The sequence below is a fragment of the Methylobacterium sp. Leaf361 genome (assembly GCF_001424445.1).
GTDB lineage: Bacteria > Pseudomonadota > Alphaproteobacteria > Rhizobiales > Beijerinckiaceae > Methylobacterium.
Map to the genome: position 1 here is coordinate 198,248 of NZ_LMPY01000034.1, position 24,610 is coordinate 222,857.

General features: G+C 72.0%; 22 protein-coding genes and 1 pseudogene. 19 read left to right on the plus strand and 4 right to left on the minus strand.

Annotation, left to right across the window (positions count from 1 at the left end; translation table 11 throughout):
• Positions 1-139 precede the first annotated feature (139 nt).
• Entirely contained in the window at positions 140-1,351 is a 1,212-nt protein-coding gene (locus ASG32_RS21690) for an MFS transporter (RefSeq protein WP_056530551.1), read from the plus strand.
• Positions 1,352-1,439: 88 nt separating this feature from the next.
• On the opposite strand, the gene ASG32_RS21695 is transcribed toward ASG32_RS21690, so the two are convergent.
• On the minus strand, positions 1,440-1,850 hold the full coding sequence (locus ASG32_RS21695) for a group III truncated hemoglobin (RefSeq protein WP_020094904.1): 411 nt from the start codon (positions 1,848-1,850) through the stop codon (positions 1,440-1,442).
• 189 nt (positions 1,851-2,039) lie between these two features.
• On the opposite strand from ASG32_RS21695, the gene ASG32_RS21700 reads away from it, so the two are divergent.
• The 3 genes from ASG32_RS21700 to ASG32_RS21710 all read left to right on the plus strand — a co-directional run bounded on the left by ASG32_RS21700 (position 2,040) and on the right by ASG32_RS21710 (position 7,024).
• A complete protein-coding gene (locus ASG32_RS21700; RefSeq protein WP_056530554.1) occupies positions 2,040-3,125 on the plus strand; it encodes an efflux RND transporter periplasmic adaptor subunit in 1,086 nt (361 codons plus the stop codon).
• Entirely contained in the window at positions 3,122-6,235 is a 3,114-nt protein-coding gene (locus ASG32_RS21705; protein ID WP_056530556.1) for an efflux RND transporter permease subunit, read from the plus strand. Before ASG32_RS21700 ends, ASG32_RS21705 begins: the two co-directional genes overlap by 4 nt.
• A gap of 246 nt (positions 6,236-6,481) precedes the next feature.
• The gene (locus ASG32_RS21710) at positions 6,482-7,024 is read left to right on the plus strand and encodes a TetR/AcrR family transcriptional regulator (protein WP_020094907.1); all 543 of its coding nucleotides are present in this window, start codon (positions 6,482-6,484) and stop codon (positions 7,022-7,024) included.
• Between the two features lie 174 nt (positions 7,025-7,198).
• Here ASG32_RS21710 and ASG32_RS21715 read toward each other — a convergent pair whose 3' ends face one another.
• Positions 7,199-8,896 carry an IlvD/Edd family dehydratase gene (locus ASG32_RS21715; RefSeq protein WP_056530558.1) on the minus strand — a complete coding sequence of 566 codons (1,698 nt, stop codon included), beginning with the start codon at positions 8,894-8,896 and terminating at the stop codon, positions 7,199-7,201.
• Positions 8,897-8,947: 51 nt separating this feature from the next.
• The gene (locus ASG32_RS21720; protein ID WP_056530560.1) at positions 8,948-9,247 is read right to left on the minus strand and encodes a hypothetical protein; all 300 of its coding nucleotides are present in this window, start codon (positions 9,245-9,247) and stop codon (positions 8,948-8,950) included.
• A 120-nt stretch (positions 9,248-9,367) separates the two neighbouring features.
• Here ASG32_RS21720 and ASG32_RS21725 point away from each other — a divergent pair, with 120 nt between their 5' ends.
• The 10 genes from ASG32_RS21725 (at position 9,368) to ASG32_RS21770 (ending at position 19,347) form a co-directional block, all read left to right on the plus strand.
• The gene (locus ASG32_RS21725; RefSeq protein WP_056530563.1) at positions 9,368-10,291 is read left to right on the plus strand and encodes a CDP-diacylglycerol diphosphatase; all 924 of its coding nucleotides are present in this window, start codon (positions 9,368-9,370) and stop codon (positions 10,289-10,291) included.
• Between the two features lie 435 nt (positions 10,292-10,726).
• On the plus strand, positions 10,727-11,749 hold the full coding sequence (locus tag ASG32_RS21730; RefSeq protein WP_056530566.1) for an ABC transporter substrate-binding protein: 1,023 nt from the start codon (positions 10,727-10,729) through the stop codon (positions 11,747-11,749).
• Positions 11,746-12,498, plus strand: coding sequence for a 2Fe-2S iron-sulfur cluster-binding protein (locus tag ASG32_RS21735; RefSeq protein ID WP_091927607.1), 753 nt, complete (start codon positions 11,746-11,748; stop codon positions 12,496-12,498). The genes ASG32_RS21730 and ASG32_RS21735 overlap by 4 nt, the downstream gene beginning before the upstream one ends.
• Positions 12,495-12,824, plus strand: coding sequence for a succinate dehydrogenase membrane anchor (locus tag ASG32_RS21740; protein WP_020094913.1), 330 nt, complete (start codon positions 12,495-12,497; stop codon positions 12,822-12,824). The genes ASG32_RS21735 and ASG32_RS21740 overlap by 4 nt, the downstream gene beginning before the upstream one ends.
• Positions 12,821-13,198: a succinate dehydrogenase gene (locus ASG32_RS21745; protein ID WP_056530578.1), complete on the plus strand. Its 378-nt coding sequence runs from the start codon at positions 12,821-12,823 to the stop codon at positions 13,196-13,198. Before ASG32_RS21740 ends, ASG32_RS21745 begins: the two co-directional genes overlap by 4 nt.
• 29 nt (positions 13,199-13,227) lie before the next feature.
• Positions 13,228-14,100: a fumarate hydratase gene (locus ASG32_RS21750; RefSeq protein ID WP_056530581.1), complete on the plus strand. Its 873-nt coding sequence runs from the start codon at positions 13,228-13,230 to the stop codon at positions 14,098-14,100.
• 10 nt (positions 14,101-14,110) lie between these two features.
• Positions 14,111-14,722 carry a fumarate hydratase C-terminal domain-containing protein gene (locus ASG32_RS21755; protein ID WP_056530583.1) on the plus strand — a complete coding sequence of 204 codons (612 nt, stop codon included), beginning with the start codon at positions 14,111-14,113 and terminating at the stop codon, positions 14,720-14,722.
• Positions 14,719-16,443, plus strand: coding sequence for an FAD-binding protein (locus tag ASG32_RS21760; protein WP_056530585.1), 1,725 nt, complete (start codon positions 14,719-14,721; stop codon positions 16,441-16,443). The genes ASG32_RS21755 and ASG32_RS21760 overlap by 4 nt, the downstream gene beginning before the upstream one ends.
• Before the next feature lie 13 nt (positions 16,444-16,456).
• On the plus strand, positions 16,457-18,082 hold the full coding sequence (locus tag ASG32_RS21765; RefSeq protein WP_056530587.1) for a thiamine pyrophosphate-binding protein: 1,626 nt from the start codon (positions 16,457-16,459) through the stop codon (positions 18,080-18,082).
• A gap of 260 nt (positions 18,083-18,342) precedes the next feature.
• On the plus strand, positions 18,343-19,347 hold the full coding sequence (locus ASG32_RS21770) for an ABC transporter substrate-binding protein (protein ID WP_056530590.1): 1,005 nt from the start codon (positions 18,343-18,345) through the stop codon (positions 19,345-19,347).
• Positions 19,348-19,364: 17 nt separating this feature from the next.
• Here the strand turns inward: ASG32_RS21770 and ASG32_RS21775 are convergent, their stop codons facing one another.
• Positions 19,365-20,111 (minus strand): sulfite exporter TauE/SafE family protein, encoded by a 747-nt coding sequence (locus tag ASG32_RS21775; RefSeq protein ID WP_056530594.1) that lies wholly within the window; start codon positions 20,109-20,111, stop codon positions 19,365-19,367.
• Between the two features lie 337 nt (positions 20,112-20,448).
• On the opposite strand from ASG32_RS21775, the gene ASG32_RS21780 reads away from it, so the two are divergent.
• The 5 genes and pseudogenes from ASG32_RS21780 to ASG32_RS35275 form a co-directional block, all read left to right on the plus strand.
• Positions 20,449-20,766, plus strand: coding sequence for a UxaA family hydrolase (locus tag ASG32_RS21780; RefSeq protein ID WP_020094921.1), 318 nt, complete (start codon positions 20,449-20,451; stop codon positions 20,764-20,766).
• Positions 20,767-20,773: 7 nt separating this feature from the next.
• Entirely contained in the window at positions 20,774-22,054 is a 1,281-nt protein-coding gene (locus ASG32_RS21785; protein ID WP_056530944.1) for a UxaA family hydrolase, read from the plus strand.
• A gap of 136 nt (positions 22,055-22,190) precedes the next feature.
• Positions 22,191-23,555 carry a cation:dicarboxylase symporter family transporter gene (locus ASG32_RS21790; protein WP_056530596.1) on the plus strand — a complete coding sequence of 455 codons (1,365 nt, stop codon included), beginning with the start codon at positions 22,191-22,193 and terminating at the stop codon, positions 23,553-23,555.
• 12 nt (positions 23,556-23,567) lie between these two features.
• On the plus strand, positions 23,568-24,100 hold a 533-nt coding region (locus ASG32_RS35270), incomplete at its 3' end, for an NAD(P)-dependent oxidoreductase (protein WP_280141599.1).
• A 1-nt stretch (position 24,101) separates the two neighbouring features.
• Positions 24,102-24,608: pseudogene (locus tag ASG32_RS35275) on the plus strand (NAD(P)-dependent oxidoreductase); the annotation flags it as partial.
• Positions 24,609-24,610: the final 2 nt, after the last annotated feature.

Below are 24,610 nucleotides of genomic sequence, written 5' to 3' on the forward strand. Positions count from 1 at the left end.
CGCGGCAGGGCCGGGTGAGGCGCGCGTCGGCGAGCGAGCGGTGTCCCGAAGCCCCGCGCCGACGGGCGGGCCCGGTGCTGGCGACGAAGGCGCATTCGTGTGAAACGCGCCGCACGGACGGAGATCGATATGCGCCGGAATGGCTGAGGATGGGATTGCCGATTCGGGCCGCGCCTGGCGTCGGCTCGCCGCGGCGACGGCGCTCGGCACGGTCGGAGGCGTCGGCATGTGGTCGGTCGTCGTCGTGCTGCCCGCGGTTCAGGCCGAGTTCGGGGTCGATCGGGCAGCGGCCGCCCTGCCCTACACCCTCACGATGGTCGGCTTCGCGGTCGGCGGCCTCCTGATGGGCCGGCTCGCGGACCGCATCGGCATCGTGCCCCCGCTGCTCCTCGGCACCGTCTGCCTGGCCCTCGGCTACGGGCTCAGCGCCCTCGCGACGAACCTCTGGCAGTTCGCCCTCGTGCACGGCGTGCTCGTCGGGGCGCTCGGCAGCTCGGTCGCCTTCGGACCGCTGATGGCCGACGTGTCGCGCTGGTTCTCGCGCCGGCGAGGGCTCGCCGTCGCGCTGTGCGCGTCCGGCAATTACCTCGCGGGCACGCTCTGGCCACCGGTGGTGGAGCGCGCGGTCCACGCGTACGGCTGGCGCGCGACGCAGGTCGGAATCGGCCTGTTCTGCCTCGTCGCCATGCTGCCCCTCGCGCTGGCGATGCGGGGCCGACCGCCACGGGCTTCGGCGACGCGCGCGGCCGGTCCGCAGGCCGTGACGACGCTGTCGCCCGCGGCGCTGCAGGGCCTCCTCGTCGTGGCCGGCACCGCGTGCTGCGTGGCGATGGCGATGCCGCAGGTCCACATCGTGGCGTACTGCAGCGATCTCGGGTACGGCGTCGCCCGCGGCGCGCAGATGCTGTCGCTGATGCTCGGTTTCGGCATCGTCAGCCGGGTCGCGTCGGGCTTCGTCGCCGACCGGATCGGCGGTCTCGCGACGCTGCTGGCCGGTACGCTGCTGCAGGCGGCGGCGCTCGCGCTCTACCTCGCGTTCGACGACCTGACCTCGCTCTACGTGATCTCGGCCCTGTTCGGCCTGTTCCAGGGCGGCATCGTGCCGGCCTACGCGATCATCGTGCGCGAGTACCTCCCGGCCGAGGAGGCCGGGGCGCGGATCGGTGCGGTGCTGATGGCGACGCTGGCCGGCATGGCGCTCGGCGGCTGGCTCACGGGGGCGATCTTCGACGCCACCGGCTCCTACCGTGCGGCGTTCGTCAACGGGCTGGCCTGGAACGCCGTCAACGTGGCGATCGTGCTGTGGCTGATCCACTGCCGTCGGGCGCGCACGAGTCCGGCCGCGCTCTGAGGGCTCCGGACCCGCCCCCCCCGGGATCTCGGGCCGTCCCGCCGGTCGCGGCTCCGCGCGCGTCTCACGCGTGCGCCTTCTCCGCGGGTCACGGCGCGGCCGATCCCGCCGCGGGCACGGGCAGCACGTCTGGCCGGAAGAACAGGCCCGCCTTCAGGCTGTCACCGATGCGGTGCGCGCGCTCGATCAGGAGGGCGGCAGGTTCGGGCGGGAAATGGGCGGAGGCCGTCTCCCCGAACAGGTCGAGCCACCGCGCGAAGTGCTCGGGCTCGAGGCGGCCCAGCGCGAGATGCTTGCCGAACGGGTTGCCCTTGTAGCGGCCTGACTTGAAGAGGACCGAGGACCAGAACGCCCGGACGGTCTCCATGTGCCGCGGCCAGTCCGGGTCGGGGATCGCGGCCGCGAAGACGGGTCCGATCAGCGCATCGCCGCGCACGCGCCCGTAGAAGGCATCGAGAAAGCGGGCGAGGCTGGCTTCGTCGAGCGCGACATCGGGCATGATCGTGAGATGCCGGCAGACCCCGCTCTCTTCAAGGGGGATCGGACGGCCGCCGGATCGGAGCCGGAGGGGACGGCGCGCGTCAGGCCTCGGCCGACGCCGGGCGCGGCCGCCATTGACGGCGGTATCGCGCCAGAATAAATGATGGTCATAATTATTTTGGGCGATCGGCTGCGACGGGGCTCGGTGATGGACGCGCGATGGGTGATCGGGTTCGCCGGTTTGGCACTCGCGGCATGCTCGCCGGCCGAGACCGCCGTCACGCCGGAGCCGCCGCTGGTGCAGACCGTTGCGGTCGCGCCCGCCTCGGCGGCGGTGGCGCGCTACACCGGCGTGATCCGGGCGCGCACCGAGAGCAACCTCGGCTTCCGGGTCGGCGGCAAGATCTTCGAGCGCCTCGTCGACCCGGGCGACCACGTGCGCCTCGGCCAGCCCCTGATGCGGCTCGACCGGACCGACTTCACCCTGGCGCTCAACGCGGCCCGCGCCTCGGTCGAGGCGGCCCGCGCGCAGATGATCAAGGCCAGGGCCGACGAGGAGCGCAGCCGCAAGCTCGTCGGCGACGGGTGGACCTCCAAGCAGACCTACGACCAGAACAAGGCGGCCGCCGACGCGGCCATCGCCCAGTTCGCCAACGCCGAGGCGCAGGCGAGCCAGATCGCCAACCAGGCCGGCTATTCCGAGCTCCAGGCCGATGCCGACGGGGTCGTGATGGAGGTGCCGACCGAGCCGGGCCAGGTCGTCGCCGCCGGGCAGACGGTGGTGAAGCTCGCCCGCGACGGCGCGCGCGAGGCGGAGGTGTTCCTGCCGGAGGGGAGCCGGCAACGCGCGAAGGGCACGGCGTCGGCCACCCTCTACGCCGAGGGCGAGACGACCTACCCGGCCAAGCTCCGGGAATTGTCGGCCACGGCCGATCCGGCGACCCGCACCTACCGCGCCCGCTACATCCTGTCGGGCGGGGGCGAGGCCGCGCCCCTCGGGGCGACCGTGACGCTCCAGCTGATCCCTGCCCAGGGGCAGGCGCGGGCTTCGGTGTCCGTGCCGCTGGGGGCCCTGTTCGACCAGGGCGGCGGCTCGGCCGTCTGGCGCTACGACGCCGAGACCCAGACCGTCGCGGCGCAGCCCGTCACCGTCGCGCGCCTGTCGGAGGAGACCGCGGAAGTCGCCTCGGGCCTGACGCCCGGTGACCGGATCGTCGCGCTCGGCGCCCATCTGCTGAGAGCGGGCGAGAAGGTCCGTCAGGCCGACGCCAGCGTCGTGGAGGCCGGTCGATGAACGCCTCCGGCTTCAACCTCTCGGCCCTGGCGGTGCGCGAGCGCGCCGTCACGCTGTTCCTCCTGCTCGCCGTCACCGCGGCCGGGATCTTCGCCTTCGAGAAGCTCGGGCGCGCCGAGGACCCGACCTTCACGGTCAAGACCATGGCGGTCTCGGCCGCCTGGCCCGGCGCGACCACCGACGAGATGCAGCGGCAGGTCGCCGACCCGCTGGAGAAGCGGCTCCAGGAGCTCGTCTACTACGACCGCGTCGAGACGACCGTCCGCCCCGGCCTGATGCTGATGAAGGTCTTCTTCAAGGACAGCATGCCGCCGGCCCGGCTCCAGTCGGAATTCTACCAAGCGCGCAAGAAGCTCTCCGACCAGGCCTCCGGCCTGCCGCGCGGCGTGCTCGGGCCGCTGTTCAACGACGAGTTCTCGGACGTCTACTTCGCCCTCTACGCGCTCCAGGCCCAGGGGCTGCCGCACCGGCATCTCGTGCTCCGCGCCGAGGAGATGCGCCAGCGCCTGCTGCGCGTGCCCGGCGTCGAGAAGATCAACATCCTCGGCGAGCAGGCGCAGAAGATCTTCGTCGAAGTCTCCTACCAGCGCCTCGCGACCCTGGGCATCACCGGCCAGCAGCTGCTGGCGGCGCTCGCCAACCAGAACGACGTGACGCCGGCCGGCTTCGTCGAGGCCGACGGCCCGCGGGTCTACCTGCGCCTCGACGGCGCCATCGACGGCCTCGACGCGATCCGCGACCTGCCGGTGGCGGCCGGCGACCGCAGCCTCAAGCTCGGCGACATCGCCGAGGTGAAACGCGGCTACGAGGACCCGAAGACCTTCGCGATCCGCAACGACGGCGCGCCGGCCCTGGTGCTCGGCCTCGTGATGAAGCCGGGCTTCAACGGACTCAGCCTGGGCGAGGCGCTGAACGCCGAGGAGGTCGCGATCCATCGCGATCTCCCGACCGGCATCACCTTCACGAAGATCACCGACCAGGCGAGGGTGATCGACGACGCCATCCACGAGTTCATGGTGAAGTTCTTCACAGCGCTCTCGGTGGTGATCTTCGTCAGCCTCGTGGCGCTCGGCTTCCGGGTCGGCATCGTGGTGGCGCTGGCGGTGCCGCTCACCCTCTCGGCCGTGTTCGTGGTGATGATGATCACCGGCCGCGACTTCGACCGCATCACGCTCGGCGCGCTCATCATCTCACTGGGCCTCCTCGTCGACGACGCCATCATCGCCATCGAGATGATGGTGGTGCGCATGGAGGAGGGCGCCGACCGGGTCTCGGCGGCGACCCATGCCTGGAGCGCCACCGCCGCGCCGATGCTGACCGGCACGCTCGTCACCATCGCGGGCTTCCTGCCGGTGGGCTTCGCCGCCTCCACGGCGGGCGAGTATGCCGGCAACATCTTCTGGGTGGTGGCCTTCTCGCTGATCGTCTCGTGGGTCGTGGCCGTGACCTTCACGCCCTACCTCGGCGTCAAGCTCCTGCCGAACATCGAGACGGTCGAGGGCGGCCACGCCGCGATCTACGCCACGCGGAACTACCAGCGCCTGCGCCGGGTCGTGCGGCTCTCGGTCGACCACAAGTGGATGGCCGCAGGCATCACCGTGGCGCTGTTCGCCGCGGCCGTCGTCGGCATGGGCAAGGTCGAGAAGCAGTTCTTCCCGAACTCGGAGCGCTCCGAGCTCATCGTCGAGGTGACGCTGCCGACCGGGTCCGCCTTCGCGACCACCGAGGCCAGCGTCCGGAAGGTCGAGGCGGCCGTGCGCGCGCTGCCCGAGGCGGGCGAGATCACGAGCTATATCGGCCAGGGCATGCCGCGCTTCGTGCTCTCGTTCGACCCGGAGCTGCCGGACCCCGCCTTCGCGCAGATCGTCGTCCAGACCGCCGATTCCCACGCCCGCGACGTGCTGCGCGGCAAGGTGCGCCGTCTCGTGGACGACGGCCGCTTCCCCGAGGCGCGGGTGCGGGTGCTGCAGATCGTGTTCGGGCCGCCGGTGCGCTTCCCCGTCGCCTTCCGGGTGGTCGGGCCCGACCTCACCGTCATCCGGGGCATCGCCGCGGAGGTGCGCGACGTCATGATGGCCAACCCCAACATGCGCCTCGTCCACCTCGACTGGGGCGACAGGACGCCGACCCTGCACCTCGCCCTCGACCAGGAGCGCCTGCGCCTGATCGGCCTGACGCCGAAGGAGGCCGGCCAGCAGTTGCAGAGCTACCTCAACGGCACGCCCGCGACCCAGGTCCGCGAGAACCTCCGCTCCGTGGACGTGCTCCTGCGCAGCCCCGGCCCCGAGCGCCGCTCGCTCGGCGACATCGGCGACCTGACGCTGGCCACGCGGGACGGGCGGCAGGTGCCGCTCTCCCAGGTCGCGCACCTGGAGAGCCGCAACGAGGACGCGGTGCTCAAGCGCTACAACCGCGAGACCTACATCCGCGTGCAGGGCGACGTGATCGACGGCAAGCAGCCGCCGGACATCCACGCGCAGATCGTCCCCGAACTCGCGGCCATCAAGGCGAGGCTGCCGCCCGGCTACCGCATCGACACGGCCGGCTCGGTGGAGGAGAGCGAGAAGGCGATGAAGGCGCTCGTCACGGTCTTCCCGCTGATGCTGATCGTGACCCTGACGGTCATCATGCTGCAGGTCCGCTCGTTCACCACGATGGTCATGGTGTTCGCGACCGCGCCGCTCGGCCTCGTCGGGGCGGTCCCGACGCTGCTCGTCTTCCACCAGCCCTTCGGCTTCAACGCGATCCTCGGCCTGATCGCGCTGTCCGGCATCCTGATGCGCAACACGCTGATCCTGGTGGACCAGATCCACCACGACCGGGCGGCGGGCCTGTCGGACTACGAGGCCATCGTCGAGTCGACGGTGCGGCGGGCCCGACCGGTGATCCTGACGGCCGCTGCCGCGATGCTCGCCTTCGTCCCGCTGACCCACTCGGTGTTCTGGGGGGCGCTGGCCTACGTGCTCATCGGCGGCGTCGGCGTCGGGACCCTGCTGACCCTGCTGTTCCTGCCGGCGCTCTACGCACTCTGGTTCCGGGTGGCGCGGGACGCGCGCGCGACGCGGACCGCACCCGGCCCCGCACCGGTGCCCGTTCCGGTCGAGCCCTGACCCGGCCGCCCCCCACCGATGCCCAGCTCGGGGCATCCCGCGATCGCGCGCTCGGGTCCCGGGCGCGCGGTGCGCCGACCGGCCCGCGCTTCGCCCCCTCGCGCGGGCCGGTCGGCAGCCCTGAACGGCCGCCGCGGCGCGACCGCGACGCCGCTCTCCGCCCGGCCTCGGGCATCCGCGGCTCGCCGTCCCTTCAATAAATGACATCTCGCATCTATGTGAGGAGGCGGAGCGGAGGACGGTACGATGCCGAGGGTCTCGCAGGAGCAAGCCAAGCTGAACCGCCAGCGCGTGGTCGAGGTCGCCTCGGCCCTGTTCCGGGAGCGCGGCCTGCACGGTATCGGCGTCGTCGACATCATGGCGGCCGCGGGCCTGACCCATGGCGGCTTCTACGGTCAGTTCGCCAGCAAGGATGCCCTCGCTGCGGAGGCGTTCGACGCGGCGATCAGCGCCGAGTACCGGGCCAACCTCGACGCCTTCATCGAGAATTACCTCTCCCTGGGGCATGTCCGCACGCCGGGGAGAGGCTGCCCCGTCGCGGCGCTGGTGAACGACGTCGGGCGTGAGCCGCCCGGAAGCGCCCTGCGGGCGCGGTTCACCCAGGGGGTCAAGGGGCTCGCCGGTCTCATCGCGGACAGGCTGCCCAGAGCGTCGAAGGAACGCCGCCGGCAGCGCGCCCTGATCGCGCTGTCGACCATGGTGGGGGCGGTGGTGCTGGCCCGGGGCGTCGACGACGAGGCCCTGGCCGGTGAACTGCTCGAGGCGGCGCGCTCCACGATCCCGGGCTGAGCCGGTCCGAGGCGGCACCCGGCTCGGGCCGCCTCACCGCCGGGACGGGGACGGGCGATGCGACGGCCCCAGATGCCGCGACGGCGCGCGCGGCCCGCCGGGCGGGCCGCGGGTTTCGGATCGACGGTGTCCGTCACGGCCGTCCGGCGCGTCCGGACGGAGGGTTGCGGGCCGTCAGCCCTCCGCCTTGGCGAGGAAGTCGAAGTCGCAACCCTCCGGAGCCTGCGTGACGCTGCGCCGGTAGAGCGCCTTGTAGCCCCGGGCCGGGACCGGCGGCGGCCGGTGGTCGGCGAGCCGGCGGGCGATCTCGTCCTCCGCGACCAGGAGATCGACGCGCTTGTCCCGGATCGACAGGCGGATGCGGTCGCCGTCGCGCACCGCGGCCAGCGGTCCGCCCACCGCGGCCTCCGGGGCCACGTGGAGGACGATCGACCCGAAGGCCGTGCCCGACATCCGCGCGTCGGAGATGCGCACCATGTCCTTCACGCCCGCCTGCGCCAGCTTCTTGGGGATCGGCAGGTAGCCCGCCTCCGGCATGCCGGCCGCGTGCGGGCCGGCATTCTGCAGGACGAGGATGTCACCGGGCGCCACGTCGAGCGCGGGGTCGTCGATGCGCGCCGACAGGTCCTCCAGGCCGGTGAACACCACCGCCCGGCCCTCCGACTCGAACAGGTCGGGCGTCGCCGCCGCGCGCTTGAAGATCGCCCCGTCGGGCGCGAGGCTGCCGGACAGGGCCACCAGGCCGCCAACCGGCGACACGGGATCCGCCGCGGTGCGGATGACCGCGCGGTCGACCCAGGACTCCGGCTCGTCCAGGCGCTCGGCGAGCGTCCGGCCCTCCACGTCCACGGTGTCGAGATGGAGGAGCGGGCGCAGCTCGCGCAGGAGCGCGCCCATGCCGCCGGCGGCGTGGAAATCCTCCATGTAGCCCTGCCCCACGGGCTTCAGGTCGACCAGCACCGGCGTCTCGTCGGAGATCTGGTTGAAGCGCTCGGGCGAGATCCGGATGCCGAGCCGCCCGGCGATGGCGGTGAGGTGCACGATGGCGTTGGTCGAGCCCGACACCGCCATCAGCACGCGGATCGCGTTCTCGACCGACTTCTGCGTGATCACCTGGGAGGGCCGGATCCGCGTCTCGATCAGCCGCACCGCCGCGCGGCCGGTCTCCTCGGCGGCCACCAGCCGGTCGGAATGCACCGCCGGGATCGCGGCGGTGCCCGGCAGCGACATGCCGAGCGCCTCCGCGATGCACGCCATGGTCGAGGCCGTGCCCATCACCGCGCAGGTGCCGGCCGTGACGGAGAGCCGACCCTCGACCTCGGCGATCTCCTCGGCGTCGACGGTGCCGGCCCGGTACTTGGCCCAGAAGCCCCGGCAATCCGTGCAGGCGCCGAGCCGCTGGCCCCGGTGGCGGCCGGTCGACATCGGGCCGGTGACGAGCTGGATCGCCGGCAGGTCGGCGGAGGCCGCGCCCATGAGCTGGGCCGGCACGGTCTTGTCGCAGCCGCCGATCAGCACCACCGCGTCCATGGGCTGGGCCCCGATCATCTCCTCGGTGTCCATGGCCATGAGGTTGCGGTACATCATGCTGGTCGGGTTGAGGAAAACCTCGCCGAGCGACACGGTCGGGAACGGCCGCGGCAGGGCGCCGGCCGCCAGCACGCCGCGGGAGACCGCCTCCACCAGCTCGGGCATGCCCCGGTGGCAGTTGTTGAAGCCCGACGGCGTCATGGCGATGCCGACCACCGGCTTGTTCAGCAGGCCGACCGAGATGCCCATCGAGCGCGCGAAGGAGCGGCGCAGGTACCGGGCGAAGTCGCGGTCGCCGTAATTGGTCAGGCCGCGGTCGAAGCCGTGCGGTTCGTCGGTCATGGTCGTCTCCTCGCGTGGGCGGCCCGGGTCGCCCCGGCCGTCCGGTCTGTCTCAGCGGTCGCCGGGCTCCCGGCTCCCGGAGCGCGCGTCGAGCAGGTCCTCGCGCGCGTCGTCCCACCCCTGTCGTTCGCGCCGCGTTCCCGGCGGCGCGCCGCCGGATCGGTTGCGGCCGCCGACGGCATCGGGGTGCGGACAGGCATGTCCCAGTCCGGCGCCGATGACGAGGCCTCTCAAGGCATGGCCCATCGGATAGGTGTCCGAGAAGGGGCCGCGCGGGTTCCGGAGCGCGAAAAGCGCGGCCGCGTCACCGCGCCCGGTGCCGGCCCCCACGGCGGCGCCCGCGTTCCGCACGATCCGTCCGGCGTTGCATCCGTAGCGGGACAGAGATCGCTCAGGCGGCGGGCGATCTGTAAGACGGTTCCGGCGTCGGCGGCCCCGGCGCTTCGCGGCAACGGGCTACCGGGTCACGTCATGGATTTGCGCAGAGCCGCGGTCGGGCTCACCCGTCAGGTGCGTGACGCCGTCCGCGGCCGGCCGGGCACCGTGTCACCGCGCGGCTCGACGGGGCGCGCGAGGACCGGGCTGTCGCGGCGATCGCTGGGCATCCTGCTCGTCCTCGCGGCGACGGCCGTCTGGCTGGCCGTCGCCCTCGTGCCCAACCTCCTCGGGAAGGGCGGAGCCCTGTGGGCGATCGTGCACGGCGCGTGCGTCCCCCACGCGTTGCGCGGACAGGGCCCCGCACCGTGCAGCCTCGTCGACCTGGAGGGCGGGGTCGAGAAGGGATACGCCATCCTCAAAGACCTTCGCGGGCGGGCGCAGTTCCTCCTGATCCCGACGGCGCGCATCACCGGCATCGAGAGCCCCGTGCTCCTCCAGCCCGGCACGACGAACTACTTCGCCAAGGCGTGGCGCGCCCGAACCTTCGTGGAGGAGCGTCTCGGCCATCCGCTCGACCGGCGGGACGTCAGTCTCGCGGTGAATTCGCAGCTAAGGCGGACTCAGGGGCAGCTGCACATCCACATCGACTGCGTCCGCCAGGATGTCCGCGACACCCTCTGCCGCCTCGCACCCACGATCGGGGATCGCTGGGCCCCTCTCGCGGAGCCGCTGGTCGGTCGCCCGTACAGGGCGATGCGCGTGCTCGGCGAGGATCTCGGCACCGCGGACCCGTTCGACCTGCTGGCGCGCGACGACGGGGCGCGCTCGGCCATGGGCGAGCACGCCCTGGCTGTCGTGGGCGCCGAGTTTCCGGGCGCGAAGCCGGGCTTCGTGCTCCTGGACGGTCTGGTGACCAGCCGCTTCGGCAAGGCCTCCAACGGCGAGGTCGTGCAGGACCACACCTGCGCCGTGGCGGCGGAGCCCGCGTCGAGCGGGTTTCGGCCACTGGAAGACTGACGCGGGCGGATCCGGCTTCCGCCGCGGGTCGGGTTGCGCGGTGCCGGCCGCGGGCCGCATTCCGGCCGGCCCTCGCGTGAGCAACGTCGCGGCGGCCGGCAGCGGCGCTGCCTGCGCGCAAGTCTTATAAATGACCTTAAATCTGCGCCGACGCCCGCAGCGGGGCGGGTAGCCCGAGACAAGGGCCGACTCTGACGCGTGCCAAGTCGACGATCATCCCGACGAGAGCGTCCGCGAGAGCCGGTCGAACTCCGCCCATCCGCCGCCGGTCCCCTCTCGCACGGGACATCTCGGTGCAGCCACCGGGGGCTCGGTACTCAGGTCATATATATGACACATGAATATTGACAGAGCTTCCCGGGGGCGTATCCTCGATCCGACGCCGACGAGGTCGCGGACTTCGCAAGATCGGCGCGCGGACAGGTGAGGAGCGCCATGACGGCACGGAGCATCATCCGGCTCGTCGGGACGGTCGCGGTCCTATGGGGGGCGCTCGGCGCCGCCCGGGCCGAGGTCTCGACCGTGCGGCTCGCCAAGCAGTTCGGGATCTCCTACCTGCCGCTCACCGTGATGGAGGAGGAGGGCCTGCTCGAGAAGCAGGCCAAGCAGCGCGGGCTCGACGTCAAGGCCGAGTGGCTGCGCTTCACCGGCGGCTCGGGGATGAACGAGGCCCTGCTCTCCGGGAACCTCGACCTCGCCTCCGGCGGCGTCGGCCCGTTCCTGACGATCTGGGGCCGGACGCAGGGCAATCTCAAGGTCAAGGGCGTGGCGGCGCTGAACGCGATGCCGCTCTGGCTGGTCACCATCAACCCGGCGGTGAAGGCGATCACGGATTTCGGGCCCCAGGACAAGATCGCCCTGCCGACCGCCAAGACCTCGATCCAGGCCATCACCCTGCAGATGGCCGCCGAGAAGGCCTTCGGGCCGGGCCAGCAGGCCAAGCTCGACCCGCTCACCGTCTCGATGGGGCATCCGGACGCGCAGACCGCCATGATGGGCGGCCGCTCCGAGATCACCGCCCATTTCGGCTCTCCGCCCTTCCAAGAGATGGAACTGAAGGACCCGCGCGCCCGCAAGGTGCTCGACAGCTACGACGTGATGGGCGGCCCCCACACCTTCAACCTCGTCTGGGCGACCAGCCGCTTCGTCACCGAGAACCCCAAGGTCACGGCGGCCTTCCGGGCGGCGCTGGAGGAGAGCCTCGCGCTGATCCGCGACGACCCGGCCCGGGCCGCCGCCCTGTGGATCAAGGCCGAGGGAGCGAAAATCTCGCCCGAGGAGGCCGTGGCCATCATCCGCGCGCCGCAGAACGCCTGGACCACCAAGCCCGAGCGGATGCTCGCCTACCTCGCGTACATGAACCGGGCCGGGCTGGTCTCGGCCAAGGCCGACAGCGAGAGCGAGCTGTTCTTCCCCGATCCGACCGCTGCCGGCGCCCCGAAGGAGGCCAACCGGTGACGGCTCCCGTCGGCCACGCGGCCGTCGACCCGGACGCAGGCGAGACGCTGCGGGTGCATGTCCGGCGCGGCGAGACCGTCGCGGACTACGCGGTGCCGCGCCGGGCCAACCAGACGGTGCTCGACGTCGTCACCGAGATCCAGCGCGACCAGGACCCGACCCTCGCCTACCGGTTCGCCTGCCGGGTCGGCATGTGCGGCTCCTGCGGCATGACGGTGAACGGGCGCCCGCGCTGGACCTGCCGCACCCGGGTCGCCGCCGTGGCGCCGGACGGGGTGCTGACGCTCGAGCCCCTGCGCAACCTGCCGGTGGTGAAGGACCTCGCGGTCGACATGGAGCCCTTCTTCGAGAAGTGGCGCCGGGCCCACGGCTTCTTCGAGCCGGGCGAGAACCCGCCCGAGGATTTCGCGGTCGTGGCACCGGAATCCGCCGCGCGCCGGGAGGTCGATGCCGGCATCGAGTGCATCAATTGCGGCGTCTGCTACGCGGCCTGCGATCTGGTGACGTGGAACCCCGACTACCTCGGGCCCGCGGCCCTCAACCGGGCCTGGACGCTCGTCAACGACGTGCGCGACCGCGACCGGGATCGGCTCGCCGCAGTGGCGGGCGATGCCGGCTGCCACTCCTGCCACAGCCACATGAGCTGCACCGAGCACTGTCCGAAGGGCCTGAGCCCGACCTTCTCGATCGCGGGCCTCAAGCGCGAGACCGGCAAGGCGGCGCTGCGCCGGTTCTGGAGGCGCGGATGAGCCCGCTCCTGTACCTCGCCCAGCGCGGCACAGCGGCGATCCTGGCGGTCACGGTCGCGGTCCATCTCGGCACGATCCTCTACGCGGTGCGCGGCGGGCTCACGGCCGGCGAGATCCTGGGCCGGACGCAGGGCAACCTCGCCTTCCTGCTGTTCTACGCGGTCTTCGTTCTGGCCGCCGCGATCCACGCGCCGATCGGCCTGCGCAGCGTCCTGCGCGAGTGGACCGGCTGGCGCGGCCGCTCCCTCGACGTCGCCATGATCGCCCTCTCGGCCCTGCTCGCCGGGCTGGGCCTGCGGGCGGCACTCGCGGTGTACGCGGCATGAGGACCGCCCCGGGCACGGCCGGGCGGACCGGCATCACCCGCGCGTCCCTGCGCCGGCCCGGCTTCGCCGCCGCGCTGATCCACCGGCTCTCGGGGATCGCCCTGGCGCTGTTCCTGCCGATGCACTTCATCGCGCTCGGCACCGCGCTCCAGGGTGCCGACCGGCTGGAGAGCTTCCTCGGCCTCACCCATAACGGCCTCGTCCGCACGGCCGAGTGGGGCCTCGTCTGCGCGCTGGCCGTCCACATGGCGCTCGGCCTGCGGGTGCTCGCCATCGAGTGGCTGCGCTTCCGCGAGCGCGATGCCCGCGTCGTGGCGGGCTGCCTCGCGGCCGCGTTCGCGGTCGGCCTGCTGTTCCTCCTCAGCGGGGCCTGATCCCCGTCCGTCACCAGCGGAGACCCGCCATGGATCTCGACATCCGCGAATTCGAGGAGGTCTGCCGCGACCTCTACGTCCGCGCCCTGAAGATCCTGCCGCCCGACATCAAGGCGGGCTTCGCCGACCTGCAGCGGGCCGAGACCAGCGCCACCGGCCGCGCCATCCTCGACACGATGGTGGAGAACGTCGCGGTCGCGGAGCGCACGAAGAATATCCTCTGCCAGGATACCGGCATCCCGATCTACAACGTCGTGATCGGCGCCGACGTGCGCTTCGACGGCGCCGCGCTCAAGGCCGCGATCCGGCGCGGCTGCGAGCGGGCGACCAAGGACTTCTCCCTGCGCTCCTCGGTGGTCCACCCGATCACCCGCAGGAACGAGCAGACCTCCTGCGGCATCCGCGTGCCGATCATCCACGTCGACTTCGACGATCGGCCCGAGACCGTGGCAGTGGAGATGATCCCGAAGGGCTCCGGCTCCGAGAACGGCTCGTTCCTACAGATGCTGCTGCCCTCGGACGGGATCGGCGCGGCCAAGCGCTTCGTCATCGACCGGGTGATCGAGCTCGGCGGCCGGGTCTGCCCGCCGACCATCGTGGGCGTCGGGCTCGGGGGCACCTCCGACCTGTGCATGCACCTCGCCAAGGTGGCGGCGACCCGGCCGCTGCGCTCGGTCTGCGCCGATCCCGAAGGCGCCCGGATCGAGGCCGAGCTGTCGCGGGCGGTGAACGAGCTCGGCATCGGCCCGCAGGGGCTCGGCGGCCGGTCCACGAGCTTCGCCGTCCATGTCGAGCTCGCCGCGACCCACATCACCCAGAACCCGGTCGCGGTGAACATCCAGTGCCACTCGGCCCGTCGCGCCCGCGCGACGCTCACGCCCGGCGGCATCGCGTTCGATTGAGGAGCAGACCGTGGCCCACCACGTCCTCGACATGCCGGCCACTGAGGCCGAGATCCGGGCGCTCCGGATCGGCGACACCGTCACCCTGCGGCGCTGGCTGTTCGGCATCCGCGACGCGACCCTGATCCACATGTTCGACCGGGACCGCCGCACCCGGCTCGACCTCGACGGCCACGCGGTGATCCACACCGCGCCGAACGTCCACCGCGTCCCGGTCTCCAACGAGGCGCCGGTCGGCTTCGCGCCGTTCTGCATCGGCACCACCACGTCGATGCGCATGGAGCGCTTCACCGACGCGCTGATGGAGCGCGAGGGCGTGCGCCTCATCGTCGGCAAGGGCGGCATGGGGCCGGCGACCCTCGACGCCTTCGCGCGGCGCGGCGGCGCCTACCTGGCGATCGTCGGCGGCGCGGCGGCGCTGGAGACCACCTGGATCGAGACCATCGTGGACGTCGACCTCGACGATCTCCATCCCGAGAGCCTGTGGCAGTTCGCGATCCGCGATTTCGGGCCGCTGCTGGTCGGCATGGATTCGCACGGCGGCTCGCTCTTCGCCGACGTGCAGCGCGACGTGGCCGCCCGGCGCGACGCCGTCATCGCCTCCCTCGAGGACGCCCGATGAGCCCCGAACAGGTCGAGACCGACATCCTGATCCTCGGCTCCGGCGGGGCCGGGCTGTTCGCCGCGCTTCACGCCAAGAAGATCGCGCCGGACCTCGACGTCACCGTCGCGGTGAAGGGTCTGCTGGGGAAATGCGGCTGCACCCGCATGGTCCAGGGCGGCTACAACGTGGCGCTGGCGCCGGGCGACTCGGTCGAGCGGCACTTCATGGACACGATCGAGGGCGGCAAGTGGCTGAACGACCAGGCGCTGGCCTGGACGCTCGTCACCGAGGCGCAGGTGCGGATCCGCGAGCTGGAGACCGAGCTCGGCTGCTTCTTCGACCGCAACCCGGACGGCAGCGTCCACCAGAAGGCCTTCGCCGGCCAGACCTTCGACCGGACGGTGCACAAGGGCGACCTCACCGGCATCGAGATCATCAACCGCCTGTCCGAGCAGGTCTGGCGCCGGGACGTGCGCCGCCTGGAGGACCACCGCGCCCTGGAACTGATCCCGGCCCGGGACGGATCGGGGCTGGCGGGCGTGCTGATGCTCGACATGCGCACCGGCGAGCCGAAACTGGTGCGGGCGAAGGCCGTGCTGCTCGCCACCGGCGGCGGGCCGACCATGTACAAGTACCACACGCCGTCGGGCGACAAGTCCTGCGACGGTCTCGCCATGGCTTTGCGCGCCGGACTGCCGTTGCGCGACATGGAGATGGTGCAGTTCCACCCGACCGGGCTGCTCGCCGGCGCCGGCACCCGCATGACCGGGACGGTGCTGGAGGAGGGCCTGCGCGGGGCCGGCGGCTGGCTCCTCGACTCCACCGGCCAGCGCTTCATGGAGGCCTACGATCCGCGGGCCGAGCGCGCGACCCGGGACGTGGTCAGCCGCTCGATCATGCGGCGGCTGCGCGACGGCTTCGCCACGCCGAGCGGGGGCGTGCACATCCAGATGAGCCATCTCGGCCCCGAGGACGTGCGCCGCCGGTTCAAGGGCATGGTCGAGCGCTGCGCCGATTGCGGCTTCGACCTCGCGGGCGGGCTCGTCGAGGTCATCCCCACCGCCCACTACATGATGGGCGGCCTCCAGTTCGCGGTCGACTGCACCACCGCGCTGCCGCGCCTTTACGCTGCCGGCGAGGATACCGGCGGCGTCCACGGGGCGAACCGGCTGGGCGGCAACGGCGTTGCGAACTCCACGGTGTTCGGGGGGCTCGCCGGCCAGTCCATGGCGCGGGCCGTGACGCGCGAGGGCCGCCTCGCCGAGCCGGATCCCGCCGCCATCGAGGCGGGCCTCGCCCGCGCCTACGGCCCGCTCGGCCGGCCGGCGGTGTCGCTGCCGGAGATCCGCGAGGCGCTCTACGAGGCGATGTGGGCCGATGTCGGCATCCTGCGGGACGCGGCCGGCCTCACCCGGGCGCTCGCCACCCTCGACCGGCTCTCCGACGCGGTCGCCCAAGCCGGCGCGCCGGACGGCGACCGCCGCTACGCGCTCACCTGGATGGACCGGCTGAACCTCGAGAACCTCGTGCTGGTCTCCCAGGCGGTCGCCCGGGCGGCGCTCGCCCGCACCGACAGCCGCGGCGCCCATTTCCGCGAGGATTTCCCGGAGGCCTCGGATCTCGCGACCTCGCACTACACGGTGGTGCGCCAGCGCGGCGGGGCGCTCGACCTCGCGATGGAGCCGGTGCACTTCACGCATGTGCGGCCCGGCGGCTCCCTCCTCGACGCCGCCGCCTGAGGGAAGACCATCCATGCAGACCCTGCGCGGCGCCGACATCGTGGCCCGGACCCTGGAGGCGCTCGGCGTCACCCGGATCTTCACCCTGTCGGGCAACCACATCATGCCGGTCTTCGACGCCCTGCTGGAGACCGGGATCAGCCTCGTCCACACCCGCCAGGAGGCGGCCTGCGTCCACATGGCCGACGCCTGGGGCCGGCTGACCGGCGAGGTCGGCGTCGCCCTGGTGACCGGTGGGCAGGGCCACACCAACGGCGCGGCGGCGCTCACCACGGCGCTCGCGGCCGAGTCGCCCGTGCTGCTGCTCTCCGGCCATGCGGGCCTGTCGGAGCTCGGGCGCGGCGCCTTCCAGGAACTGGCCCAGGCCGACATCGCCCGGCCGATGACCAAGGCCGCCTGGACCGCCGGGTCGGTCGCCGCCCTCGGGCCGGACCTCGCCCGGGCCTTCCGGATCGCCCGGGAGGGGCGGCCCGGCCCGGTCCATCTGAGCCTGCCGGTCGACCTGCTAGAGACGGCCGTCCCCGCCGCCTCGGTGCGGATCCCGGACCGGGCCGCGGCCGCCATCCGGATCGCCGAGCCGGCGCCGGATCTCGTGGCCGATCTCCTCGCTGCCCTCGCGGGGGCGGAACGGCCGCTGATCGCCTGCGGCCCGGCGCTGTGCGACGCCTCCGGCCGGGCTGCCATGGCAACGCTGGAAGAAACTCTCGGCCTGCCGGTCGTCGGCATGGAGAGCCCGCGCGGGATCAACGATCCGGCGCTCGGCGCCTTCGCCGAGGTCCTGGCGCGGACCGATCTCCTCGTGCTCCTCGGCAAGCCGCTCGACTTCACCCTGCGCTTCGGCGCGGCGCCCGCCCTCGCGCCCGACTGCCGCTTCGCCGTCGTCGATCCCGATCCGGCGCTGTTGGCCCGCGCGCCGGCCGACCGCCTCGCCGTCTCGGGCCTCGCCGATCCGCGGCCGGTGCTGGCGGCGCTGACCGCGCGCGCCACCGCCCTCCCCCGCCGGGAGGCCTGGCACCGGGAGGCGCGGGCCGCCCTCGCCTACCGGCCGCCCGCCTGGGCGGATTTCCACGGGACGGGTCAGCGCCTGCACCCGGTGGAGCTGTGCCGGGCGGTCGACGCCTTCCTGGAACGCCACCCCGACGGCACGCTGATCTGCGACGGCGGCGAGATCGGGCAATGGCCGCAGGCCCTGGTCCGCGGCGGGCGCCGGCTGATCAACGGCGTCTCGGGCACGATCGGCGCGTCGATCCCCTTCGCGATCGCCGCCGCACTGGAGCGGCCCGGCGCCCCGGTGGTCGCGGTGCTGGGCGACGGCACCTTCGGCTTCCACATGGCCGAGTTCGACACCGCCGTGCGCTATCGGATCCCGTTCATCGCGGTCGTCGGCAACGACGCGCGCTGGAACGCCGAGCACCAGATCCAGCTGCGCAGCTACGGCCCCGATCGGACGCGCCACTGCGACCTGCTCCCGACCCGCTACGACACGGTCGTCCAGGCCCTCGGCGGCTTCGGGGCGCTGGTGACCGAGGCGGCCGAACTTCCGGCGGCGCTGGAGGCGGCCCAGGCCAGCGGCCTGCCGGCCTGCATCAACGTGATGATCGAGAGCGTGGCGGCGCCGGTGATCCGCCGCCCTGGCTGAGGGGGCGAGCACGATACATGACGGCGACGCCGTCTTGCCGAATGAGGCGCGGGTCCCCTCTCCCGGGCGGGAGAGGGACAGGGTGAGGGATGAGACCTATCCGGACGAGGCGCACCGCGTAGGCGGTTCGAGGGCGGGCTTAATCCTGAACCTTCTCATCCCTCACCCCAACCCTCTCCCGCTCGGGAGAGGGAGCAGGTCGCGCCCGCCACGTGCGTCGGCGCGACGGTCGCGGACCTTGGGCTCAGGGAGAAGATCTCATGCGCAGACGCGACGTTCTGGCCGGGGCCGCGGCGTTCCTGGCGAGTCCCGTCCCGGGGCGGGCCGACGAGGTCGGCGCGGTGGCGATCGCCCGCCAGCCGAGCCTCGGCCACCTGCCGCTGATGCTGATGGAGGAGCAGGGCCTGCTCCAGAAGGCCGCGGCCGCCCGCGGCGTGGCGGGGCTCCAGGTGCGCTACCTCACCCTCGCGGGCGGGGCCGCGATGAACGACGCCCTGCTCTCCGGGACGATCCAGTTCGCGGCCGGCGGCGTGCCGCCCCTCGTGCTGCTCTGGTCGAAGACCGAGGGCACCGCCATGGCGGTGAAGGGCGTGGCGGCGATGAACAGCATGCCGCTCCTGATGAACACCAGCAATCCGAAGGTGCACCGGCTCGCCGACTTCACCGACCGGGACAAGATCGCGCTCCCCGCCGTGAAGGTCTCGGTCCAGGCGATGTTCCTGCAGATGGCCGCCGAGAAGGAGCTCGGCGCAGGCCGCCGCAACGACCTCGACCGGCTCACCGTCACCCTCTCCCATCCCGACGGCATGGCGGCGCTCCTCGGGGGCAGCGAGGTGACGGCCCACTTCACCGCCGCGCCGATCCAGGAGCTGGAGCTGCGCCGGCCCGGCATCCGCACGGTGCTGAACAGCTTCGACGTGCTGGGCGAACCCTCGACCTTCAACGTCGTCTGGGCGTCCTCGGCCTTCGCGGGCGCCAATCCCCGTGTCGTCGCGGCCTTCGGCGCCGCCTTCGACGACGCGCTCGCCGCGATCACGGCCGATCCGTCGGAGGCGGCGCGCGCCTACGTGCGGCTCGCCCGCGACGGGAGCGATGTCGGGCTGATCACCGAGATCCTGAAGGACCCGCAGGTCTCCTTCACGGCGACGCCCCGGGCGGTCGGAAAGGTCGCCGACTTCATGGCCCGCACCGGCACGATCCGTCGCCGGCCGGAGAGCTGGAAGGACCTGTTCTTCGCGGGCGTCCACGACAAGGCGGGCAGCTGACGCCCCACCGGCCGCGCTCAGTTCTGCAGCAGGCCGGGCAGCGCCAGGGCGGTCGTGGTCAGGCCGATCGCGGCGAGCAGCGCGAGGACGAGCGTGCGGAAGCGGCGCTGGTCGATCCGGGCGAACAGCGAGAGCCCGGCGAGCACGCTCACCAGCACCACCGGCAGCGCCAGGGCGAGGTCGCCGACGAGTTCGGGCGGCAGCGGATCGAGATAGAGGAGGATCGTCAGGGCCCAGACCTGCATCACCAGGGTGAAGGACTGGTAGACCGCCCGCTGGGTGCGCGGATCCCAGCCGCGCACGAGGCTCCAGGCCGTCGGCAGGGCTCCGGACAGGCCCGCGATGCCGCCCAGCACGCCGCCGAGGAAGCCGATCGCGCCGTCGCTCCAGCGATTGCCGAAGCCGACCCGGTAATCGGCGCGCAGCAGGGCGACGCCGCCGCTGTAGAGGACAAGGAAGGCGCCGATCGCGACCTTGATGAAGCGCGGATCGAGATCGTGCAGCAGGTGGATGCCGATCGGCGCGCCGACGAGGCCCGGCAGGATCATCGCGAAGGCGGTGCCCCGCGGCGGCCAGGTCCGCAGGCGCAGGATCGAGATCACCTGCGAGAGGATGCTGCAGACGAGCACCAGGGCGGTCGCCTCAACGGGCGTGCGGATCGACAGCAGCGTGCCGGAGGCGATCAGCGCGAAGGCGAAGCCCGTCAGGCCCGAGATCACGCCGGCGCAGCCGACGCAGAGGACGAGGAGGAGCGTCTCGTTCACCGGGGGCGCCCGGCCCGGCTGATGCCATCCGCGCGCACACCCGCCATTCTCGTCCTCCCGGCCCGCGTCCCGCCGGGGCGGGCTCTGTTTCCATGTATCTTATATAAGACTTGTCCGACTGGGCAAGGCGCATACCTCTGCGGCGCGACAGGGCTGCCCTTCCGGATCCGGCCTGCGACCTCCCTACGCCACTGAGGAGGATGGGGCGCTCGGTGCCGTCCCCGAACCAGTGAAATCACCCGCACCCCGCGATCACCCGTTGACGCCGGCCATCTCATTGGTCTTATATAAGACCAGTCGCCGCCGAGAAGCCGACGACGCAGATCAGGAGGACCGCATGAGCAGCCACGCCGCGTCCGGCGCGGGGCGCCGCAAGCCGCATCTTCTCGCCCATTCCCCCCAGGACAACGTCGCCGTCGCGGTGATCGAGGGCCTGAGCGCGAGCACCGACGCCTTCGGGGTGGTCACCGAGAACGACAGCACCTTCGAGGTCCATGTCCGCCACGACATCCCGATCGGCCACAAGGTCGCGCTCACCGACCTGAAGGCCGGCGACACGGCGATCAAGTACGGCCAGGACATCGGCAAGGTCATCAAGGACGTCGCCAAGGGCGAGCACGTCCACGTCCACAACGTCAAGACGAAGCGCTGGTGAGGTGACGATGTTCAAGGAAGCCGCTCAGCTCGAACACGAGATCGCCACCCCCTTCGTCGGCGGTGCGCCCGATCAGTTCGCCACCAAGGCGCTCGCGACCGGGCGCGCCTCGGAGAACTACACCTCCGCCACCTTCATGGGCTGGCGCCGGGAGAACGGCCGGGTCGGCGTGCGCAACCACGTCGTGCTCCTGCCGCTGGACGATCTGTCCAACGCCGCCTGCGAGGCGGTCGCCAACAACGTGAAGGGCACGATGGCGCTGCCCCACGCCTACGGCCGGCTCCAGTTCGGCGAGGACCTGGACCTCCACTTCCGCACCCTGATCGGCATCGGCTCGAACCCGAACGTCGCCGCCGTCGTGGTGATCGGCATCGAGGACCAGTGGACCAACCGCGTGGTCGAGGGCATCGCCAAGACCGGCAAGCCGGTCGTCGGCTTCGGCATCGAGGGCCACGGCGACATCGCGATCGTCGCCAAGGCGAGCTACCAGGCCAAGCGCTTCGTGCAGTGGGCCACCGAGCTCCAGCGCGAGGAATGCCCGATCGCCGACCTCTGGGTCTCGACCAAGTGCGGCGAGTCCGACACCACCACCGGCCTCGCCTCCTGCCCCACCGTCGGCAACATGTACGACAAGCTGATCCCGCACGGGATCTACGGGGTGTTCGGCGAGACCTCGGAGATCACCGGCGCGGAGCACCTCTGCCGCGAGCGGGCGATCAGCCCGGAAGTCTCCGACAAGTGGTACACGATGTGGAAGGCCTACCAGGACGACGTGATCGAGGCCCACAAGACCGACGATCTCTCGGACTCGCAGCCGACCAAGGGCAACATCGCGGGCGGCCTCACCACGATCGAGGAGAAGGCGCTCGGCAACCTCGAGAAGATCGGCCACGAGTGCCGCTTCATCGACGCGCTGCAGCCCGCGGAGGCGCCCGCCAAGGGGCCCGGCCTGTACTTCATGGACACGTCCTCGGCGGCGGCCGAGTGCGTCACCCTGATGGCGGCGGCCGGCTACGTGGTGCACACCTTCCCGACCGGCCAGGGCAACGTCATCGGCAACCCGATCGTCCCGGTGATCAAGATCACTGGCAATCCCCGGACCGTGCGGACCATGGGCGAGCATATCGACGTCGACGTCTCGGGTGTGCTCACCCGTGAGATGACGATCCCGCAGGCCGGCGACGCGCTCATCGACATGGTGGTGCGCACCGCCAACGGCCGGCTCACGGCGGCCGAGTCCCTCGGCCACCGGGAATTCGTGATGACGAAGCTCTACCGCAGCGCCTGACGCACAAGTCCCGCGCCCGCGGACCGCGATCCGGTCCGCGGGCGCGGCCCCGACGCCACGGGGTCAGGACCAAGCCGGAGCGCACGACCGCGGGGGAAACCGCGGCGGCCTCCGTCCCGTCATTCTGGAGGAACGCATGAGGCTGCTTCGGTCGATCTACGGCCAGGTTCTGCTCGGCATCGCCCTGGGCATCGGCGTCGGCGTGGTCGCGCCCGATTTCGCGGTGGGCTGCAAGATCCTCGGCGACATGTTCATCAACCTGATCAAGATGATCGTCGCCCCCGTGATCTTCTGCACGGTCGTGGTCGGCATCGCGCATGTCGGCGACATGAAGAGCGTCGGCCGGATGGGCCTGAAGACCATCCTGTACTTCGAGGTCGCCACGACGGTGGCGCTCGCCGCGGGCCTCCTGTTCGTCAACATGCTGCGGCCGGGCGACGGCGTGAACGCCACGGTCGACAGCCTCGACGCCAAGCTGGTCGCCGGCATCGCCGGCAAGGCCCACGCGCAGTCTCCGATGGAGATCGTCGCCAACATCATCCCCCACAGCGCGGTCGACGCCTTCGCCAAGGGCGACCTGATCCAGGTGATGTTCTTCTCGGTGCTGGTCGGCATGGGGCTCGCGATGCTGGGCCGGCGCGGCGAGTTCCCGCTCAAGGTGGTCCACGCCTTCGGCGACGTGCTGATGAAGGTCGTCGGCCTGATCATGCACTTCGCGCCGATCGGCGCCTTCGGGGCGATGGCCTTCACCATCGGCAAGTTCGGGCTCGGCATCCTCGCCCAGTACGGGATGCTGATCGTCTCCCTCTACCTGACCTTCATCGTGTTCATCGCGGTCTTCCTCGGCGGCGTGATGCGCTTCTACGTCGGCCTGAGCCTGTGGAAGCTGTTCCGCTACAGTCGCGAGGAGCTGTTCATCCTGCTCGGCACCACGAGCTCGGAATCGGTGCTGCCGCGGATCATGGCCAAGCTCAACGGGCTCGGCGTCGACAAGAGCGTGACCGGCCTCGTGATGCCGGCCGGCCTGTCCTTCAACATGGACGGCTCCTGCATCTACCTGACCATGGCGATCGGCTTCATCGCGCAGGCTCTCAACGTGCCGCTGACCTGGGAGCAGGAGCTCGGCATCCTCGCCATCGCGCTGGTGACCTCGAAGGGCGTGGCGGGCGTGGCCGGCGCCATCCTGTTCGTGCTCGCCGCGACGCTCCAGGCCTCGCAGCTCCTGCCGGTGGCGGGCATCGCCCTGATCATCGGGGTGGACCGCATCCTGAACGAGCTGCGCTGCGTGACCAACGCGGTCGGCAACATGGTGGCGACCCTCGTGATCGCCCGCTGGGAGGGCAAGATCGACCTCGCCCACGCCCGGGCGGTGCTCGACGGCCGCATCACCCCGAACCTCGACCTCCTCGACGACGAGGACGAGGCGGCGGACGCGATCCCAGCCCGCGAGCCGGCGGCGGCCTTGCGCCGCCCCCTCCCCGCTGCCGTGCCGGCGACCTGAGAAGGATCCTCCATGCCCAAGGTCATCATCAGCGAGTTCATGGACGAGGCCGCGATCGCGGCCGAGCTCGCCGGCCTCGACGTGCAGTACGATCCGGGCCTCGTCGACCGGCCCGGGGACCTCGCCGCCGCCGTGGCCCGGGCCGACGCCCTGATCGTGCGCAACCGGACCCAGGTCCGCGGCCCCCTGCTCGACGCCGCCCGCGACCTCAAGGTCGTCGGACGCCTCGGCGTCGGCCTCGACAACATCGACGTCCCGGCCTGCCGGGCGCGCGGCATCGCGGTCTACCCGGCCACCGGCGCCAACGACGGCGCGGTCGCCGAGTACGTGGTCGCCACCGCGCTGCTGCTCCTGCGCGGCGCCTACGGGGCCACGGCCCGCGTGGCGGCCGGGACGTGGCCGCGCAACGCCCTGATGGGCCGCGAGATCGCCGGCAAGCGCCTCGGCCTCGTCGGCTTCGGGTCGATCGCCCGCGAGACTGCCCGGAGGGCGGCGGCCCTCGGCATGACGGTCGCCGCCCACGACCCCTTCGTGGCCGCGGGCGANCTCGTCGGCTTCGGGTCGATCGCCCGCGAGACTGCCCGGAGGGCGGCGGCCCTCGGCATGACGGTCGCCGCCCACGACCCCTTCGTGGCCGCGGGCGATCCGGCCTGGAACCCGGCCACCGGACCCGTGCAGAGCCAGGCGCTCGACGCGCTGATCGCGCAGAGCGACGTGCTCTCGCTGCACGTGCCACTCACCGATCAGACCCGCGGACTGATCGACGCGGCGGCGCTAGCGCGGATGCCGAAGGGCGCGATCCTGATCAACGCGGCAAGGGGCGGGGTGGTGGACGAGGCCGCCGTGGCGCAAGCTCTGCGGTCCGGCCATCTCGGCGGCGCGGCGCTGGACGTGTTCGACCGCGAGCCCCTCGACGCGGCGGCGGGCGCCGTCTTCGCCGACGTGCCGAACCTGATCCTCACGCCGCACATCGCCGGGGTGACCCAGGAATCGAACGTGCGCGTCTCCGCCGTCACGGCCCAGGCCGTCCGCCGCCACCTCACGGAGCGCTGAGC